Source organism: Zhenhengia yiwuensis, assembly GCF_014384995.1.
Classification (GTDB): domain Bacteria; phylum Bacillota; class Clostridia; order Lachnospirales; family Cellulosilyticaceae; genus Zhenhengia; species Zhenhengia yiwuensis.
On the sequence record NZ_JACRSY010000029.1, the window covers coordinates 26128 to 39828 of the forward strand.

At 33.1% G+C, this 13701-nt stretch carries 27 protein-coding genes; 23 read left to right on the forward strand and 4 right to left on the reverse strand.

Annotation, left to right across the window (positions count from 1 at the left end; genetic code table 11):
- Window position 1 precedes the first annotated feature (1 nt).
- The 18 genes from H8718_RS15060 to H8718_RS15145 all read left to right on the forward strand — a co-directional run bounded on the left by H8718_RS15060 (window position 2) and on the right by H8718_RS15145 (window position 8025).
- Window positions 2-805 carry an ORF6C domain-containing protein gene (locus H8718_RS15060; protein ID WP_249333530.1) on the forward strand — a complete coding sequence of 268 codons (804 nt, stop codon included), beginning with the start codon at window positions 2-4 and terminating at the stop codon, window positions 803-805.
- Window positions 806-820: 15 nt separating this feature from the next.
- Window positions 821-1042 carry a helix-turn-helix domain-containing protein gene (locus H8718_RS15065; protein ID WP_249333531.1) on the forward strand — a complete coding sequence of 74 codons (222 nt, stop codon included), beginning with the start codon at window positions 821-823 and terminating at the stop codon, window positions 1040-1042.
- Window positions 1043-1188: 146 nt separating this feature from the next.
- Window positions 1189-1335, forward strand: a complete 147-nt coding sequence (locus tag H8718_RS15070; RefSeq protein WP_249333532.1) for a hypothetical protein — start codon at window positions 1189-1191, stop codon at window positions 1333-1335.
- Between the two features lie 14 nt (window positions 1336-1349).
- The gene (locus tag H8718_RS15075) at window positions 1350-1523 is read left to right on the forward strand and encodes a hypothetical protein (protein ID WP_249333533.1); all 174 of its coding nucleotides are present in this window, start codon (window positions 1350-1352) and stop codon (window positions 1521-1523) included.
- A 2-nt stretch (window positions 1524-1525) separates the two neighbouring features.
- The gene (locus H8718_RS15080; protein ID WP_249333534.1) at window positions 1526-1720 is read left to right on the forward strand and encodes a hypothetical protein; all 195 of its coding nucleotides are present in this window, start codon (window positions 1526-1528) and stop codon (window positions 1718-1720) included.
- Window positions 1717-2091: a hypothetical protein gene (locus tag H8718_RS15085; protein WP_249333535.1), complete on the forward strand. Its 375-nt coding sequence runs from the start codon at window positions 1717-1719 to the stop codon at window positions 2089-2091. Before H8718_RS15080 ends, H8718_RS15085 begins: the two co-directional genes overlap by 4 nt.
- Complete coding sequence (locus H8718_RS15090) at window positions 2058-2456, forward strand: hypothetical protein (protein ID WP_249333536.1); 399 nt, start codon at window positions 2058-2060, stop codon at window positions 2454-2456. Before H8718_RS15085 ends, H8718_RS15090 begins: the two co-directional genes overlap by 34 nt.
- Window positions 2457-2483: 27 nt before the next feature.
- The gene (locus H8718_RS15095) at window positions 2484-2696 is read left to right on the forward strand and encodes a hypothetical protein (protein WP_249333537.1); all 213 of its coding nucleotides are present in this window, start codon (window positions 2484-2486) and stop codon (window positions 2694-2696) included.
- Window positions 2697-2752: 56 nt separating this feature from the next.
- On the forward strand, window positions 2753-2983 hold the full coding sequence (locus H8718_RS15100) for a hypothetical protein (protein WP_249333538.1): 231 nt from the start codon (window positions 2753-2755) through the stop codon (window positions 2981-2983).
- A gap of 13 nt (window positions 2984-2996) precedes the next feature.
- Entirely contained in the window at window positions 2997-3527 is a 531-nt protein-coding gene (locus tag H8718_RS15105) for a host-nuclease inhibitor Gam family protein (RefSeq protein ID WP_249333539.1), read from the forward strand.
- Between the two features lie 41 nt (window positions 3528-3568).
- A complete protein-coding gene (locus H8718_RS15110; RefSeq protein WP_249333540.1) occupies window positions 3569-4204 on the forward strand; it encodes an ERF family protein in 636 nt (211 codons plus the stop codon).
- A complete protein-coding gene (locus H8718_RS15115; RefSeq protein ID WP_249333541.1) occupies window positions 4197-4529 on the forward strand; it encodes a hypothetical protein in 333 nt (110 codons plus the stop codon). The genes H8718_RS15110 and H8718_RS15115 overlap by 8 nt, the downstream gene beginning before the upstream one ends.
- Before the next feature lie 10 nt (window positions 4530-4539).
- On the forward strand, window positions 4540-5355 hold the full coding sequence (locus H8718_RS15120; RefSeq protein WP_249333542.1) for a phage replisome organizer N-terminal domain-containing protein: 816 nt from the start codon (window positions 4540-4542) through the stop codon (window positions 5353-5355).
- Window positions 5342-6127: an ATP-binding protein gene (locus H8718_RS15125; RefSeq protein WP_249333543.1), complete on the forward strand. Its 786-nt coding sequence runs from the start codon at window positions 5342-5344 to the stop codon at window positions 6125-6127. Before H8718_RS15120 ends, H8718_RS15125 begins: the two co-directional genes overlap by 14 nt.
- A 1-nt stretch (window position 6128) precedes the next feature.
- The gene (locus tag H8718_RS15130; RefSeq protein ID WP_249333544.1) at window positions 6129-6389 is read left to right on the forward strand and encodes a hypothetical protein; all 261 of its coding nucleotides are present in this window, start codon (window positions 6129-6131) and stop codon (window positions 6387-6389) included.
- Window positions 6386-6895, forward strand: coding sequence for a hypothetical protein (locus H8718_RS15135; RefSeq protein ID WP_249333545.1), 510 nt, complete (start codon window positions 6386-6388; stop codon window positions 6893-6895). Before H8718_RS15130 ends, H8718_RS15135 begins: the two co-directional genes overlap by 4 nt.
- Window positions 6879-7265 carry a replication terminator protein gene (locus H8718_RS15140; RefSeq protein WP_249333546.1) on the forward strand — a complete coding sequence of 129 codons (387 nt, stop codon included), beginning with the start codon at window positions 6879-6881 and terminating at the stop codon, window positions 7263-7265. Before H8718_RS15135 ends, H8718_RS15140 begins: the two co-directional genes overlap by 17 nt.
- A 22-nt stretch (window positions 7266-7287) precedes the next feature.
- Window positions 7288-8025 carry a hypothetical protein gene (locus H8718_RS15145; protein WP_249333547.1) on the forward strand — a complete coding sequence of 246 codons (738 nt, stop codon included), beginning with the start codon at window positions 7288-7290 and terminating at the stop codon, window positions 8023-8025.
- 535 nt (window positions 8026-8560) lie between these two features.
- On the opposite strand, the gene H8718_RS15150 is transcribed toward H8718_RS15145, so the two are convergent.
- A complete protein-coding gene (locus H8718_RS15150; RefSeq protein WP_249333548.1) occupies window positions 8561-9508 on the reverse strand; it encodes a hypothetical protein in 948 nt (315 codons plus the stop codon).
- A gap of 281 nt (window positions 9509-9789) precedes the next feature.
- On the opposite strand from H8718_RS15150, the gene H8718_RS15155 reads away from it, so the two are divergent.
- Window positions 9790-10026: a hypothetical protein gene (locus tag H8718_RS15155; RefSeq protein WP_249333549.1), complete on the forward strand. Its 237-nt coding sequence runs from the start codon at window positions 9790-9792 to the stop codon at window positions 10024-10026.
- 13 nt (window positions 10027-10039) lie between these two features.
- Here the strand turns inward: H8718_RS15155 and H8718_RS15160 are convergent, their stop codons facing one another.
- The 3 genes from H8718_RS15160 to H8718_RS15170 form a co-directional block, all read right to left on the reverse strand.
- A complete protein-coding gene (locus tag H8718_RS15160) occupies window positions 10040-10189 on the reverse strand; it encodes a hypothetical protein (RefSeq protein ID WP_249333550.1) in 150 nt (49 codons plus the stop codon).
- Window positions 10190-10305: 116 nt separating this feature from the next.
- Window positions 10306-10587, reverse strand: a complete 282-nt coding sequence (locus H8718_RS15165) for a 2TM domain-containing protein (protein WP_249333551.1) — start codon at window positions 10585-10587, stop codon at window positions 10306-10308.
- A 287-nt stretch (window positions 10588-10874) separates the two neighbouring features.
- Window positions 10875-11087 (reverse strand): hypothetical protein, encoded by a 213-nt coding sequence (locus H8718_RS15170; RefSeq protein WP_249333552.1) that lies wholly within the window; start codon window positions 11085-11087, stop codon window positions 10875-10877.
- 489 nt (window positions 11088-11576) lie between these two features.
- Between H8718_RS15170 and H8718_RS15175 the strand changes: the two genes are divergently transcribed.
- The 4 genes from H8718_RS15175 to H8718_RS15190 form a co-directional block, all read left to right on the forward strand.
- A complete protein-coding gene (locus H8718_RS15175) occupies window positions 11577-12023 on the forward strand; it encodes a hypothetical protein (protein WP_249333553.1) in 447 nt (148 codons plus the stop codon).
- Window positions 12024-12318: 295 nt separating this feature from the next.
- A complete protein-coding gene (locus H8718_RS15180; protein WP_249333554.1) occupies window positions 12319-13074 on the forward strand; it encodes a DNA adenine methylase in 756 nt (251 codons plus the stop codon).
- Window positions 13075-13089: 15 nt separating this feature from the next.
- Window positions 13090-13530, forward strand: a complete 441-nt coding sequence (locus tag H8718_RS15185; RefSeq protein ID WP_249333555.1) for a terminase small subunit — start codon at window positions 13090-13092, stop codon at window positions 13528-13530.
- Window positions 13508-13701, forward strand: a 194-nt coding sequence (locus H8718_RS15190; protein ID WP_249333556.1) for a phage terminase large subunit, incomplete at its 3' end; no start/stop codon positions are given. The genes H8718_RS15185 and H8718_RS15190, both read left to right, overlap by 23 nt.

Genomic DNA, 13701 nt, shown 5'->3' on the forward strand with positions numbered 1-13701 from the left:
TATGAACAAACAAATGAGTAGTGCATTAGCACAAGGAGATAATACTCCAGTAGTTTTAAATGGAGTAAATAGTAATGAGATGAGAATTACTAGCCTTGAATTAGTAGAAATGATTAATACTTTCAGAAAAGAAGAAGGTAATGAGACGGAGAAAAGACATTCAGATTTAATGACATCAATAAAAGCAGAAATAGATGTATTAGAAAAAGCAGGGATAGGTCAACGAAATTTTTCGCTCACCTCTTACATAGATAATTGGAATAGAGAAAAACCTTGCTATTCAATGAATAAAACAGGTGCTTTGCAGATGTTAAATAAAGAGTCAGCAGTAGTTAGATATAAGACAGTCCAGTACATAGATAAATTAGAAAAAATACTGAAGCAACCAAGAAGATTAACGCCCCAAGAAGAACTAAGACTTCACTACCAGGTGATAGAGGAACACGCTAAAGAAATTGAGTCTGTACGTGAAGAGGTAACAGAAGTACGAGAAGAATTTAAGGACTTAAAGGACAACATGCCATTATTTGGTGAGGAGTCAGATAAACTTCAAGCAGAAGTAAGAAAAGTTGGTGTAGCTACCTTGGGTGGATATAAATCTAATGCATACAATGATAATTCACTTAGAGGAAAAGTATACAAAGACATTCAAAATCAACTTAGACGTGAGTTTGGAGTAGAAAGGTATAAAGCTATTAAAAGATGTCAGCTTGATTTAGCTATGAAGATTGTACATAACTATAAAGCACCAACGGTATTAGTGACAGAGATTAGTAATTTAAATAATCAAATGAGATTGGCTTAGGAAGGGGAATGATAAATGGCTAGATTATATTCTGTTATTGAGGCAACAGAGCAACTTAGTATAACAAAAAATAAACTTTATGACCTTGTAAGATATGGATACATAAAACCTATTAAGTGTGATTCTATAAAGATACCATCAACTGAAATAGATAACTTTATAGGCAAATGGACAGGATGGGATTTATCAGATTTAGATAATCCTAAAAAAATAGAATATAGCAAGGAGGAAAGTTAAATGAAATTCATTAATAATCAAACAGCAACATTAATCGTACCAGTTGAGGATATAAAGATGCGGACTAAACCAATGCAATCAACTGTTAAAAGTAGAAAAAACAGATGGACAAGCTATAAGCGGTTTAGCCTAAAGGAGGTGTGTAAATGTTTGAGTATGTATTCGGCTTCCTTGTAGGAGCTGTAACCACGTACATATGTCTTAAAGGGCAATCCAAACAGTTTGATCAAGTCATGCAAGATAATAATCAGCAACTTAGAGAAATTAACCAAAAGCTAAATAGTAGGTACTAAGTATGAGGCTTTATATGGCAGTTACACCCAATAGATTTGAGTTTCCAGTTTTTATTGAAGAAAGTTGTATGGCTCTCGAACAGAAGACAGGGGTTCATCATAAAAACATATCCAGTTATATTTCTAAAAATCAAGGTGGAAATAGACTAGGTTATAAGTTTGTAAAAGTAGAGATACAGGAGGAGTAATGATGACGCTATGGATGGCAGTTACTGCGGATAAATATGAGTTGCCTATAGCTGTGGCTGATACAGGGTTAGAACTAGGAAGAATGTTAGGAATATCTAGTAGTGCTATAACCCATGCAATGAAAAGAGGTTATGGCAAAAGGCATACACAAAGATATTTAAAAGTAGAACTACAGGAGGAAGAAACTACATTATGAGAACAGCAGAAGAAGTTGTAATCGGTGATTTAGACCGAACAATAGGAAGAATTAAGGCTATGAGAGCTTTAGCAATCGAAGAGGAAGAAATAGAAGCGTGTGGTGTATCACAAAGTTTATGTGAAACCTTAAGAGTAATTCTATTTGAACAGGTAGAAGTTAAGAACAAACTTATTTCTAAACTTATCTCTCGTAAAATCAACGAGGTAAGAGGGCAACTTGAATATTTCGAAGAGTTGCTTATAACAGAAGACGGAAGGAAAGTTTATAGAGACATAGACAATGCTTTGATGTACATACGTGACCATTATTATGAGATGAAAAGAGGAGAAAAGGTATGCAAAAGACTAATCATAGCACAAGTAATTTAAGTAATATCAAGATGCTTACAATGGATGAAGCTAGAGGTATAGAACAGAATAGAACCCCATTAGGGAAATTCATTGTTAAGGATGCGCCTCAATATATAGCTATAGATAATACCACAGGGGATGCATGTATAAAACATTGCCTAAGCTATGAAGAATGTATAAGTTATTTAAATAGCAACATATGCGACTTAGATATTGGTTTAGTAAAAATAGTTGTAGAAGTCAGTGCAAGTGAACTTAATATTATCAAACATGCTTTAAAGCATTATATAGAGCGTAAAAATACAAGTTCACTTTCCAAAAAACAAGAATCCTTAGTGTATAGAAGAATTAGAAATATGCTTGATTTTTATTACGCAAGATAGAAGTGTCTACAGACTAAGGAGGGAAGCATGTACTACAAAGATTGTAAAGGTACCCTTATCGAAGAAGGCGATAAGGTAAGGTATCGAAAGAAAAAAGGCATTATTGTAGATGACGAGTTCGAAGGTTTATATGCAGAGCTAGAGAATGGACATAAAGTACGTGTTCAAGATGTACATAGAAGAATGTATGTCATTTACAAGGCAAGAAAAAAGCACCACAACGTCGGCAAACGTATGTGATGCAATTACAAAATTAAAGAACATATTCAAAATACCACAAAGAGAGGTGGTTGTAAATGCTAGAAGAAATGAAAGTCTCAGATTTAATTAAAATGGTTCATCAATTTCATGAAAAAGAAATACTTCAAGTGAAAAAAGAGAACGAAGAATTGCAACTTTATAAAGAATTGGTGGATACGTCTCTTACAGACCAAGAGCTTAAACGGGAATATATTGCTTTAAAGCATCGATTAGCAGATGCAGAAAAAGAACTTAAGTGCTGGCGAGAACACGGCACACCATTTTAGGAGGTAGATACATATGGCAAAGAAAAAAGAAATCGAATTAGATCCAGTAGTTATACAAAACAAAGCACGTATGGATGAGATTGTAGAAGAGCTTAAAGCTATAGAAGTAAGTGAAGCTGAACGTAAAGCTATTTTATTAGAACGCATTCAAAAACTTACAGAGCAATCAGAAGACAAAGGTGTATGTGCTGGTGCACGTAAAAGACATCTTCAAGAAGAGTTAAAAGTGCTTATGGATACTGTACCTAAATCAGAGACGAAAACACAATATAAAGTAGCTTTACTTTGTGGTGATGTCATTCTTAAGAAGGCAAAGAAGGACTATGACAAGGACACAAATAAACTTCTTCAATGGGCACTTGAAAACAATCTAGAAGAGTTTGTAAAAACTAAGCAAACGCAAGAGTTTGATTGGGCTACGTTTAAAGCCACACTAGAGATTATAGAAGATGACGTTATCATTAACAAAGAGACTGGGGAAGTGATGAATATGGATGGTCTAGGGACTAAAGATGTGCCGGAAGAGTTGGTGATTAAATGTTGAATAAATTAGTAGACAAGCTGTATTAAGAAGGTGATGCGAACATGGGAACAGAAAACTCAGAGAAGAAAATCTACAGTGCAATATGTAGTGTTATGAGCGAAATCGGTGCTATTGGAAAGAATAAGAAAAATCAGCAACAAGGATTTGCATATAGAGGAATAGATGATGTTATGAATGCTTTACAGCCTCTATTATCTAAGCATAAAGTCTTTGTTACGCCTGAAATCATGGAACAAAGACGTGAAGAGAGGCAAACCGCCAAAGGTGGAAACCTTATTTATTCAATCTGTACAGTGAAGTATACCTTTTATACAACAGATGGAAGTAGTGTATCGGCAATTGTTATTGGTGAAGGAATGGATAGTGGGGATAAAGCAACGAATAAGGCTATGTCTATTGCCTATAAGTATGCTTGTTTTCAAGTGTTTTGTATTCCTACAGAGGAAATGAAAGATCCTGATGAAGAAACACCTGAAGAGAGTAAACCAACTAAAAAGACGCTGACTCAGAATCAAATTAAGAGACTTTATGCAATCGCTCATAAAGCCAATATAGACAATGATACTGTTGTAGAGCAGGTTAAAAAGAAATTTGGATGTATGCCATGTGAATTGACAAAGCAACAATATGACGCAGTATGCGCTGGATATGAAAAGATAGGAAGTCAAAATGGCTAAGATTAAATCGGATTTTCAAGAAATACTTCCAGATGATTGCAGGCAGTACAATGAAGTGTTTAAACGGTACCTTGAACTTAATAGCGAAAATGTAGAAGAGGCCTATAGCCTTATGAAGGATAGTCTAATGCTTGCGCAAAGGTGGTCTGAAATACAGGCCACTGCACGCAAGATAAAAGATGCAAGCGACAAGGACTTTGTAGTAACGGCGTTTAAAGATTGGGCGTATCAACGCTATCGTCAGATGCAGTTAGTGCATGAAAGCAGCAGGATGATATGGAAGCAGGCCAATGAATATTTGATGTGGTCCAGAAGAAATACATAGAGGTGACAAAATGGCTGATAATAAAAAATACTATTACATCAAGTTACAAGAGAATTTTTTTGAGAGAGAAGAAATTCTGATGCTTGAAAGTATAGAAAATGGACATATGTATAGCAATATTTTGTTAAAGCTCTATCTCAAAAGCTTAAAAAATGAAGGGAAGTTAATGTTTAACAACATCATACCCTATACACCGGAAATACTTTCAAAAGTTATAAGAGTAAATAAAGATACTATGGTGGTTGCACTTAAATTATTTCAGGACTTTGGACTTATAGAAGTGCTTGATAATGGAGCGATATATATGTCTAATATACAAAATTTTATTGGTAAAAGTAGTACTGAAGCTGATAGAAAAAGGTCGTATAGAAAACAAATAGAAGATGAAAAAGGACAAATGTCCGGACTTTTATCCTTGAAATGTCCAGACATTTCTCCACCAGAGAAAGAGATAGAGAAAGAGATAGAACTAGAGATAGAGAAAAAACATATAGAGCAACAAGTTGCTCATGTGTGGAATAGATATCCTCTCAAAAAGGGTAAAGCTGCAGCTATTAAAAAAATACCTAAGCTTATCGAGCAGTATAGCTATGAGCAGTTAATACGCTGTATAGAGCGTTATGAATTAGGACTTCAAAAAGAAACATGGAGAAAACCACAAAATGGAAGTACGTTTTTTAATAGTGGTTATGTAGATTACCTAGATGAAAATTATCAGGAAGGAGTACGTGCTAATGGAAATGGTTACACGGGAACAAATACAGAGAATAGCGAACCTCTTAGAGACGAATTCGAAGAGTATGCTAAACGACATGGAATTCAATGAACCTGCTCAAATGGAACCAGATAGAAAAAGAAAGTGTCCTTATGGTACATGTGATGGCTCAGGACATATATTGGTCCATACAGAAGAAGGTCTATTTGCAAGAAAGTGTAAGTGCTACGAAGAACAAATTATAAGCAACAAACTTGACTTTGCATGTATTCCAGAAGAATTTCAGAATCTAGCGATAAAAGATTTTGATGTAGATCTTTATCGTTTAGAAGAGTCTAAACAAAAAGCAAGTCGAGCAGTTAATATTGCAACGCGATATGTAAAGAAATTTGATGCAATGCAGGAACTAGGAAGGGGACTTTATTTTTACTCACAAACAGCTGGTAGTGGGAAAACAAGGCTTGCTATAAGCATAGGGAATTTTCTTGTTAAGTACAGAAGACAGCAAGTGAGGTTTATTACTACAGTGGACTTGTTAGGCAAAATAAGAGATTCATGGAACGATAAGTGCGAAAGTAGCGAGGAAGCACTTGTTGAAGAGTTTGCAACTGTACCTGTATTGATACTGGATGATATAGGTGTAGAAGGAAATAAAGACTGGATTAACAATATTTTCTACAGAATTATTAACAGAAGATTGACCAGTAACAAAGTGACACTTATTACATCCAATATCCCTATGAATGAATTGAATTTCGATTATAGGTTGTTGAGTAGACTTGAAGACATGGTTATGCAGGTATTTATGCCAGAGGAAAGTGTTAGAAGAACTAACGCAAAAAGTAAAAATGAAAAAATGCTTAAAGAGTTAATGGAGGATTAATATGAATAGACGAAAGAAAAGGACTCCCAAATCCCTAAGTAATAGGCAGAAAGTTAAGGAACAGGCTAAGGAGCTTAAAGAACTTCGCCATGAGTGCAGTACCGATAAAATTAGGATTAATTACTTAAGAGCAACAGTTTTAGAAAAACAACAGTTAATCAATGAACATGCTAGAACGATTGAATCCTTAAAAGCAGAAGTTAGGGATTTAGAAGTTGAATTAACCACAAAGAAACCATTTTGGAAGAGGGTGCTAGGATGATACTTGCTATTGATCCAGGTAATATTCAATCCGCCTATGTACTTACAACGGACGAGCTGGCTATTAAAGATAAAGGAAAAGTTGAAAATGAGGCGCTTCTTGAAAAGATTTATAAAGTTGCAGACTTTCATGTAGAAGAACTACATGCAGCTATTGAGATGGTAGCTTGTTATGGCATGGCCGTAGGAAAGGAAATATTTGATACTTGCGTAATGATAGGCCGTATAGTGCAGGTGCTTGATGACTTGGATATACCTTATACATATATCTTTAGAAAAGATGAGAAGATTACACTCTGCAACAGTATGAAGGCTAAGGATGCCAATATAAGGCAGGCATTAATTGATAGATTCGCTCAGCATGATTTTAAGAATGGCAAGGGTACAAAAGCTAACCCAGATACGTTCTATGGATTTAAGGCTGATATATGGGCTGCTATGGCAGTAGCTGTAACTTATCATGATTTATATTTGAAAGGAGAAAATGAAAATGGCAAGCAAAATTAATTTAAATACCTTTGCTGAAGGTGCTTTGTTAGAGCGTGCAAATCAAGCTATTCTTGCAGTATTAGAAAATATAGCAGATCCAAATACAGATCATAAAGTGAAAAGGAAAGTTACCATAGAACTTACCTTTGTAACAGATAAAGCAAGAGAAATGACACAAGTAGAGGTAGTGGCCAAGCCTAAATTAGCACCTCAATCCCCTGTATCTTCTGTTATTTTGATTGATACAGATAGTAATGGTAAGGTATTGGGAACTGAATTTAGAAAGCAAATACCTGGACAGCAGTCAATAGTAGTAGACCAGGATACAGGCGAGGTAATAGAACCAAAAGTAGAAACATTAGAACCAGGATTACAAATCGTTAAATAATTAAATTTAGGAGGAAAAGAAAATGATGAATAGAGAAACAGCAGAATACTTAGTAGGTTTAGGAAAAGAGCAAGTCGTAATTGAAGCAAATAACGGTGGACAATATACACCTGAACGTTTAGTAAGAATAACAGAACCCGTTGCAACTGCAGTAGAAGTGCATACATTAACAGCCGTAGTAGACTACATCAAAGAAAATATTGATAACCTAGGGCCAGTAGTTATTAATGTGAAGACACCTACAAAAGTAAAAGTAATGTCACCACTCAATGGAGATAGAAATAGAGAACATTATTTAGAGGCAACAGCGATTACACCAGATAATCTTAGATTTGATACTTTTTTAGATACAGAGCGTTTTAATATTATGATGCAAGCAGGATTTGTCAATCACCCAGTACAAGTAGACGAGCAAGTGCTTGATTATAAAAAAATGTTATTACAAGTTACAGGCTTAGTAAGAGAAGAAGCAATAAAAGAAGTTGGAGACGATGGAGTAAGTCAGGCAGCAACAATTAAAACGGGCGTAGCAAGTGTTGGAGAGGTTGTAGTGCCCAATCCAGTACAGCTCGCTCCATATAGAACATTTAGTGAAGTAGAACAACCATTAAGTAGGTTTGTATTCAGAATGAAGAGTGGTCCAAGTGCAGCTTTATATGAAGCCGATGGTGGAGCTTGGAAGAATGAAGCCATATTAAAAATTAAAGAATATCTTAAGAATGAGCTTTCAGGAATTAAAGGCATACATATTTTAGCTTAATAAGAAAGGGGCTTATGGCCCCACTTATTTTACTAAGTAAAAGTAACATTTGGTGCAGGTGAGCAAACAGGTTGTTTTTAATCGGTTCGAGTCCGAAACTTATCACCTAAAAAACTACGAGGGATGAAGGTCCTTCGTTTTACTAAAAATAAGATTTCGTTTAAGAGCCGAGCATAACAATAACTATCGTTAAGCAAATACATAAGCCTAAAACAGATATCCATGCGCATTTGTTACTTGATGCGTTATTATTAGTTATTGCATGTTTAATGGATCCAACAAGGCCAAAAACAAAACACATAGATGGTATTAAGAAAAATGCCCCAAAGACAATAAAAGTAAGTAAATTCATGATTATAGCCTCCGTTTTTATTTTAAGTATATTATGTGTAGGAGAGTTAATCAAATAATAAGGTGAAAAAAATCTAAGTTTGTTTGGAGAAGAAAATAAAAAACTCACTGTTATAATCAGTAAGTTTCGAGATAAGAAATAACTATTCATTTCATTGATTACACACTTTATATTACTTGAATTCTACTTTGCATCATTTTCATTTGTTAATAAGAAAAATAATTCTTTAGGCGTAATATTCGGAGATTCCTGTGCCTTCTGGTTATAATATTGGATATACTCTTCATTAAAAATGAATTTTTGATGCCCACCACTTATTTTTCGTGTATAGAATTCAGCCAGGGCTTCTGTCTGATCATAATAAGAAAAATCTTGAAATGCAGGTGTATCTTTTAAGAGAGTATCTTTTAATAAATAAATACCAAATTCATGACTGATAAGATTGCAAATGTCACTTATATCATCAGATGCCAAAAAGATATTCTTGTTGTTGGAAATATCAATTGCTTGAGGACCATTTGCAATTGAATTACATAAAATAGCAAAAAAATTACCATGTTTATAAACTGTATCTAGTTCGCACTGCCATTTTTCAAAGTATTGTTCTCTGACTACTATTTCATTTACTTGATTGCAAACTTTACAACACTTTTCATAATTATCCTTCCAAAAATAATCTATGTAAATTTGATAATTTGATTTGTAAATCTTTAAGATTTTAAGGATTTCGTCTTTCAAGCAAAGAATAGAGTCATAGAAAGCCTTTAAATTTTCTATCGTTATTGCAATGCCATTTACACCAAATGATTTGAGATATATTCTTTCATATTTCTTGAAATTATGTTCAATATTATTTCCTTCTAATAAGTCTATAATTGCATCAAAGTATTCAAACATATTTTGAGGTTCATCAAAAGCAGCAGGTATACTAACACAAAGTGTATATAAATCACCACAGTATTCTCCGCCAGATACAGTAATGTGTGTTTTCAATTTTTCCAATGTTAGAATATCATCAGAGTTATGGTATTTGCGTGCATGGGTACCATATTCATTATCATACCCACATTTTCCAATGGATAACATATGGTATATATAACTTGCATTTTGACTGACAATAGCTTTTATCATACTATATATTCCTTTCTGTCATATAAATAATCTCCATAAAACAATCATCTATTCATATACTGAGTATATCATATTTGATAGATATTAAACCAGTATTTATTATTTTTAAATTTCAAATAATTTAAATTAATAAATTTGTAAATTAGTATAATGATAATTTATTAATTTTGAGTTTTGAATGCTTAACTTATTATTTGAATAAGTTTACATACCCCTTGTTCTATAAAAGGGGTGATTCAGTTAATAAAATAATTCTTCTATTCACTGAGGGGGATGAGGTAATGACATATACAGAGCAAGAAGAAAAAGAACTCAATCAGAAGTTAAAACGTTGGCAAAAGCGTCAATTAACAGCAGTTAGACAAAATAATATAGATAGAGCATATGCAAGCATGACAGACATTGATAGAAGTGTATGGGAAAGGATAGCCAGTGCAGAAACATATAAAGATGTAAATTGGCTAATATGGCAACAAGCCGAAAGAGTTATATCAAAATATTGTAATTTGGCACGATAAAATGATTCGTTAATTATTTAGGAGGATATTTAAAGAACCCTACTAACGTTCCAGTGACAGCACCTATAATTACAACAATCTTTGTAGGGATAGGACTAAAAATAGCAATTATACCAGGGGTAATAAAGATAAGTATGTAAATATATTTATTAATAAATTTCATGAGCGAGCCTCCTTTTAGTCTAATTATATTACTGTGAAGAAGCTCAATCAAATAAAATAGTTTTTTCTTAAATAAAATGAAGCTGTAGAGGTTAAGTCTACAGCCTATATGAAAAATTATAATTCGTTTTTGATTTTTTCCATTTCTTTTTGAATTTTACATTGTGAAGAAGAGGAGATACTGTTGTATGTAGTAATAGCATGAATAGCAATCCCAATCCCCCATCCTAAAAGAGGGTAAATAAACCAAAGAGTAGAGCTAAAGGATAGGTTTATTACTATTAACAATATCATAACAGCAATATAAACTACTAAATGAATAAAAAAAGCTTTCTTTAAAGCAAGACGTTTAGTAGCTAACTGATAAAGCTCTTCGTCAGAAAGATTAATATTAGACATAAAATAAACCTCCAAATGAATTAAAAATTTCAATTCTAGAATAATAAATTGGATAATGGTTGTCAAATAAAATTAGTTTTTGAGCAAAAAAATACCCCTTGGCAGATATGTATAATAATATGCCATGGGAGATGGATTTTATTTTATAATCGACAAGGAGTATTTAATTAGATAGGCTAATCATTTAGGAGTGGAAGCCTATCTAAGTAAATTATAAGATAATTAGACAAAATATTCAATAAAAAATGTTTTTGACACATAAAAAGTACCACCCAATTTGATGGCACTTAATCAGTTTCTGTATCATTTTCTTCAGATGTGGATTGATTTAATTTTAAATAATGTATGATAAGGTCATTTTTACGAATAAGTGTTTGTTGATTCTCTATGATACTAGATAAGGCTATAAATAGTATGCCAGCTAATAGTAATGAAATATTATAAAGTAGTGGGGTTAAAGAAATGAAAATTACACCAACAACTATTAAAAATATAGACATAAGAGTTCCTCCTTATATTTTGTAGATTATTTAGAATTTTAGTTTATCACAGTGTAAGAAGGAATTAAATAAAAATTGATTTTTAACAAAAAAATACCCATTATTAGGGAAAGGAGTTTAGGGTTGATTAAATTCTATTCTAATAAGGGGTATTAGTTAGATAAGGAATCGATTGGAAGCGAGATACCTATCTACTTAAATAGTATATGCTGATAGGATGTTATAATCAATAAAATTTGCTTTTAAGATATGTACAGAATAGCCCAAGAGGAAGACAAGCTTAAGCTATTCTAGATAAATAAATCATGCGGGGTGTAGAGCAAATTATGTTACCGAATCCAATAATAGTGTGGTTAGAAATTAGGAAATTATACATGAAATAAAAAAGAGAACGGCATAGATATCGTTCTCTTTCAAAAATATCAAACGCTAAATAAAGTATATTATAACTTGTATTATAGATATACTGAAATTTTTTGGAGGTATATTATGAAAGATATTAGAGCGATAGAAGAAAAGTTAAAATCATATAAACTATTAAAAGTAGAAATTGATAACCTTGAAATTGACCTGGAAGGTTATATACCTAATTGGGGTTTAGGAGCTACAGAAGTTTATTCAGGAGGAAGTAAAAGTAATAACCCTGTACCAGGGAGAAGTACGGCACGGCTTGCAACTAGCCTAATAGAAGATACATTAATTGGGCGAACACAAGGCTTAGATGAAAAATATTTTAGATTATTAGAATGTAGGCGCTTAATCAAGAAGATCGATAATATATTGGACATGCTATCTGATAGAGATAGAAGATTAATAGAAGGTTTTTATATCAATAATATTACATTGTATGAAATGTCCATCGATATGAATATGAATCCCGATTACTTAAGTGCATTAAAGAGAAATATATTAGAAAAGTACTTTTATACTTTGTAATCTTAGATTCACCTAATAATGTCCTTAGATTTATCTAATAACAGGATAGAGCAAAAGTGATAAAATGATATTAAGTAAAAGACTAGTTAAGCGAATGAAAGTCAATTGTATGTTGTGTGTGTTATGTAATGAATAGCTAGTTTTTTATAAGAATGGTAAATCAATCTTTCAGTCGAAGGATAAGCATCATCGCCCGCAGAATTTTGTGGTCCATGGTGCTTTGTTATTTTCACTAAAACAGGTGTGTACATTATGCATTAACCCAAATCAATCTGTTTTATGGAGGAAATAAAAAATGTTAAAACCACCAATTCCACGTATGGGTGGAAAGTCTAGATTAAGAAGAACTATCTTAGAAAGAATACCAGAACATACTTGTTATGTAGAGCCATTCTTTGGTGCAGGTTGGGTTTATTTTGGGAAAGAGCCTAGCAAGGTAGAAGTAATCAATGATATTGATAAAGAACTTATCAATATGTTTCGTATGATTAAATATCATGCTCCAGAAATCGAAAGGGTACTAGAGTATGAGTTTTCAGGACGGGATATGTTTGAGGAATATAAGCACTGTACAGTTGAGTATCTTACAGAGATTCAAAGAGCAGTACGTTTTCTATATCTTATCTCACAAAGCTTTGCTGGAAAAGGTGAAACATTTGGTTATGGAACAACAAGTAAACCAGCACCACAGATATTTTATCAAGGTGTACTAGGCAATATAAAAGAAAGACTTAGAAATACATATGTTGAGAATAAAAGCTTTGAGGATATTATTAAAAGATATGATAGACCTCATAGCTTTTTCTTTTGTGATCCACCCTATTTTGAGACTGCAGGCTATGGAAATGAGTTTGGCCAAAAGGAGCATCTTTTATTAAGAGATACTTTAGCAGATATTAAAGGGAAGTTTATGGTGACAATCAATGACCATCCTCAGGTGAGAAGATGGTACAAGGACTTTAATGTTGAAGAAGTAAAAGTAGCTTACTCAGTATCAAAAGAGCAAAAGTCTAGAAAAGAGTATGGAGAACTGATTATCACAAATTATTAGAAGGAAGGTGGCGTTGTGAAGCTAACATTAAAACAAAAGGCATTTGCAGATTACTATATTCAGACTGGCAACGCCACTGAAGCGGCAATTAAAGCAGGATATAGTAAAAAAACAGCCTATTCAATAGGTGAACAAAACTTGAAAAAACTTGAAGTAAAAAAATACATAGATGAGCGACTAGAACAAATATCCTCAGAAAGAATTGCGGATGCCCAAGAAGTTATGGAATATCTTACAAAGATTATGAGAGGTCAAGACGTTGAAGAAGTTATTGTGGTAGAAGGAGAGGGTGAAGGTTGTTCTTCAGCTAGAAAGATGGACAAGGCATTAAATCAAAAAGATAGAATTAAAGCAGCAGAGTTGATTGGTAAAAGATATTCAATGTGGACCGATAAAGTAGAGGCTAATGTACAACAACAGGTGGTGTTCTGTGATGAGAAAGAGCTTGAGGATTAGTTTACCTGAGAAGATAGGAAAAGGATATAAAACATTTTGGAACTTTAAAGGTCGTTATAGAGTTTGTAAAGGCTCTAGAGGTTCAAAGAAATCGACTACAACAGCTCAGAATATTATATATAACATGATGAAATATCCTTTAGCTAATACCCTTGTTGTAAGAAAGGTATT

Excerpts from the sequence above, each read along its gene's own strand:
- H8718_RS15060 (WP_249333530.1), top strand. The coding sequence starts at position 2 with ATGAACAAACAAATGAGTAGTGCATTAGCACAAGGAGATAATACTCCA.
- H8718_RS15065 (WP_249333531.1), top strand. The coding sequence starts at position 821 with ATGGCTAGATTATATTCTGTTATTGAGGCAACAGAGCAACTTAGTATA.
- H8718_RS15070 (WP_249333532.1), top strand. The coding sequence starts at position 1,189 with ATGTTTGAGTATGTATTCGGCTTCCTTGTAGGAGCTGTAACCACGTAC.
- H8718_RS15075 (WP_249333533.1), top strand. The coding sequence starts at position 1,350 with ATGGCAGTTACACCCAATAGATTTGAGTTTCCAGTTTTTATTGAAGAA.
- H8718_RS15080 (WP_249333534.1), top strand. The coding sequence starts at position 1,526 with ATGACGCTATGGATGGCAGTTACTGCGGATAAATATGAGTTGCCTATA.
- H8718_RS15085 (WP_249333535.1), top strand. The coding sequence starts at position 1,717 with ATGAGAACAGCAGAAGAAGTTGTAATCGGTGATTTAGACCGAACAATA.
- H8718_RS15090 (WP_249333536.1), top strand. The coding sequence starts at position 2,058 with ATGCAAAAGACTAATCATAGCACAAGTAATTTAAGTAATATCAAGATG.
- H8718_RS15095 (WP_249333537.1), top strand. The coding sequence starts at position 2,484 with ATGTACTACAAAGATTGTAAAGGTACCCTTATCGAAGAAGGCGATAAG.
- H8718_RS15100 (WP_249333538.1), top strand. The coding sequence starts at position 2,753 with ATGCTAGAAGAAATGAAAGTCTCAGATTTAATTAAAATGGTTCATCAA.
- H8718_RS15105 (WP_249333539.1), top strand. The coding sequence starts at position 2,997 with ATGGCAAAGAAAAAAGAAATCGAATTAGATCCAGTAGTTATACAAAAC.
- H8718_RS15110 (WP_249333540.1), top strand. The coding sequence starts at position 3,569 with ATGGGAACAGAAAACTCAGAGAAGAAAATCTACAGTGCAATATGTAGT.
- H8718_RS15115 (WP_249333541.1), top strand. The coding sequence starts at position 4,197 with ATGGCTAAGATTAAATCGGATTTTCAAGAAATACTTCCAGATGATTGC.
- H8718_RS15120 (WP_249333542.1), top strand. The coding sequence starts at position 4,540 with ATGGCTGATAATAAAAAATACTATTACATCAAGTTACAAGAGAATTTT.
- H8718_RS15125 (WP_249333543.1), top strand. The coding sequence starts at position 5,342 with ATGGAATTCAATGAACCTGCTCAAATGGAACCAGATAGAAAAAGAAAG.
- H8718_RS15130 (WP_249333544.1), top strand. The coding sequence starts at position 6,129 with ATGAATAGACGAAAGAAAAGGACTCCCAAATCCCTAAGTAATAGGCAG.
- H8718_RS15135 (WP_249333545.1), top strand. The coding sequence starts at position 6,386 with ATGATACTTGCTATTGATCCAGGTAATATTCAATCCGCCTATGTACTT.
- H8718_RS15140 (WP_249333546.1), top strand. The coding sequence starts at position 6,879 with ATGGCAAGCAAAATTAATTTAAATACCTTTGCTGAAGGTGCTTTGTTA.
- H8718_RS15145 (WP_249333547.1), top strand. The coding sequence starts at position 7,288 with ATGATGAATAGAGAAACAGCAGAATACTTAGTAGGTTTAGGAAAAGAG.
- H8718_RS15150 (WP_249333548.1), bottom strand. The coding sequence starts at position 9,508 with ATGATAAAAGCTATTGTCAGTCAAAATGCAAGTTATATATACCATATG.
- H8718_RS15155 (WP_249333549.1), top strand. The coding sequence starts at position 9,790 with ATGACATATACAGAGCAAGAAGAAAAAGAACTCAATCAGAAGTTAAAA.
- H8718_RS15160 (WP_249333550.1), bottom strand. The coding sequence starts at position 10,189 with ATGAAATTTATTAATAAATATATTTACATACTTATCTTTATTACCCCT.
- H8718_RS15165 (WP_249333551.1), bottom strand. The coding sequence starts at position 10,587 with ATGTCTAATATTAATCTTTCTGACGAAGAGCTTTATCAGTTAGCTACT.
- H8718_RS15170 (WP_249333552.1), bottom strand. The coding sequence starts at position 11,087 with ATGTCTATATTTTTAATAGTTGTTGGTGTAATTTTCATTTCTTTAACC.
- H8718_RS15175 (WP_249333553.1), top strand. The coding sequence starts at position 11,577 with ATGAAAGATATTAGAGCGATAGAAGAAAAGTTAAAATCATATAAACTA.
- H8718_RS15180 (WP_249333554.1), top strand. The coding sequence starts at position 12,319 with ATGTTAAAACCACCAATTCCACGTATGGGTGGAAAGTCTAGATTAAGA.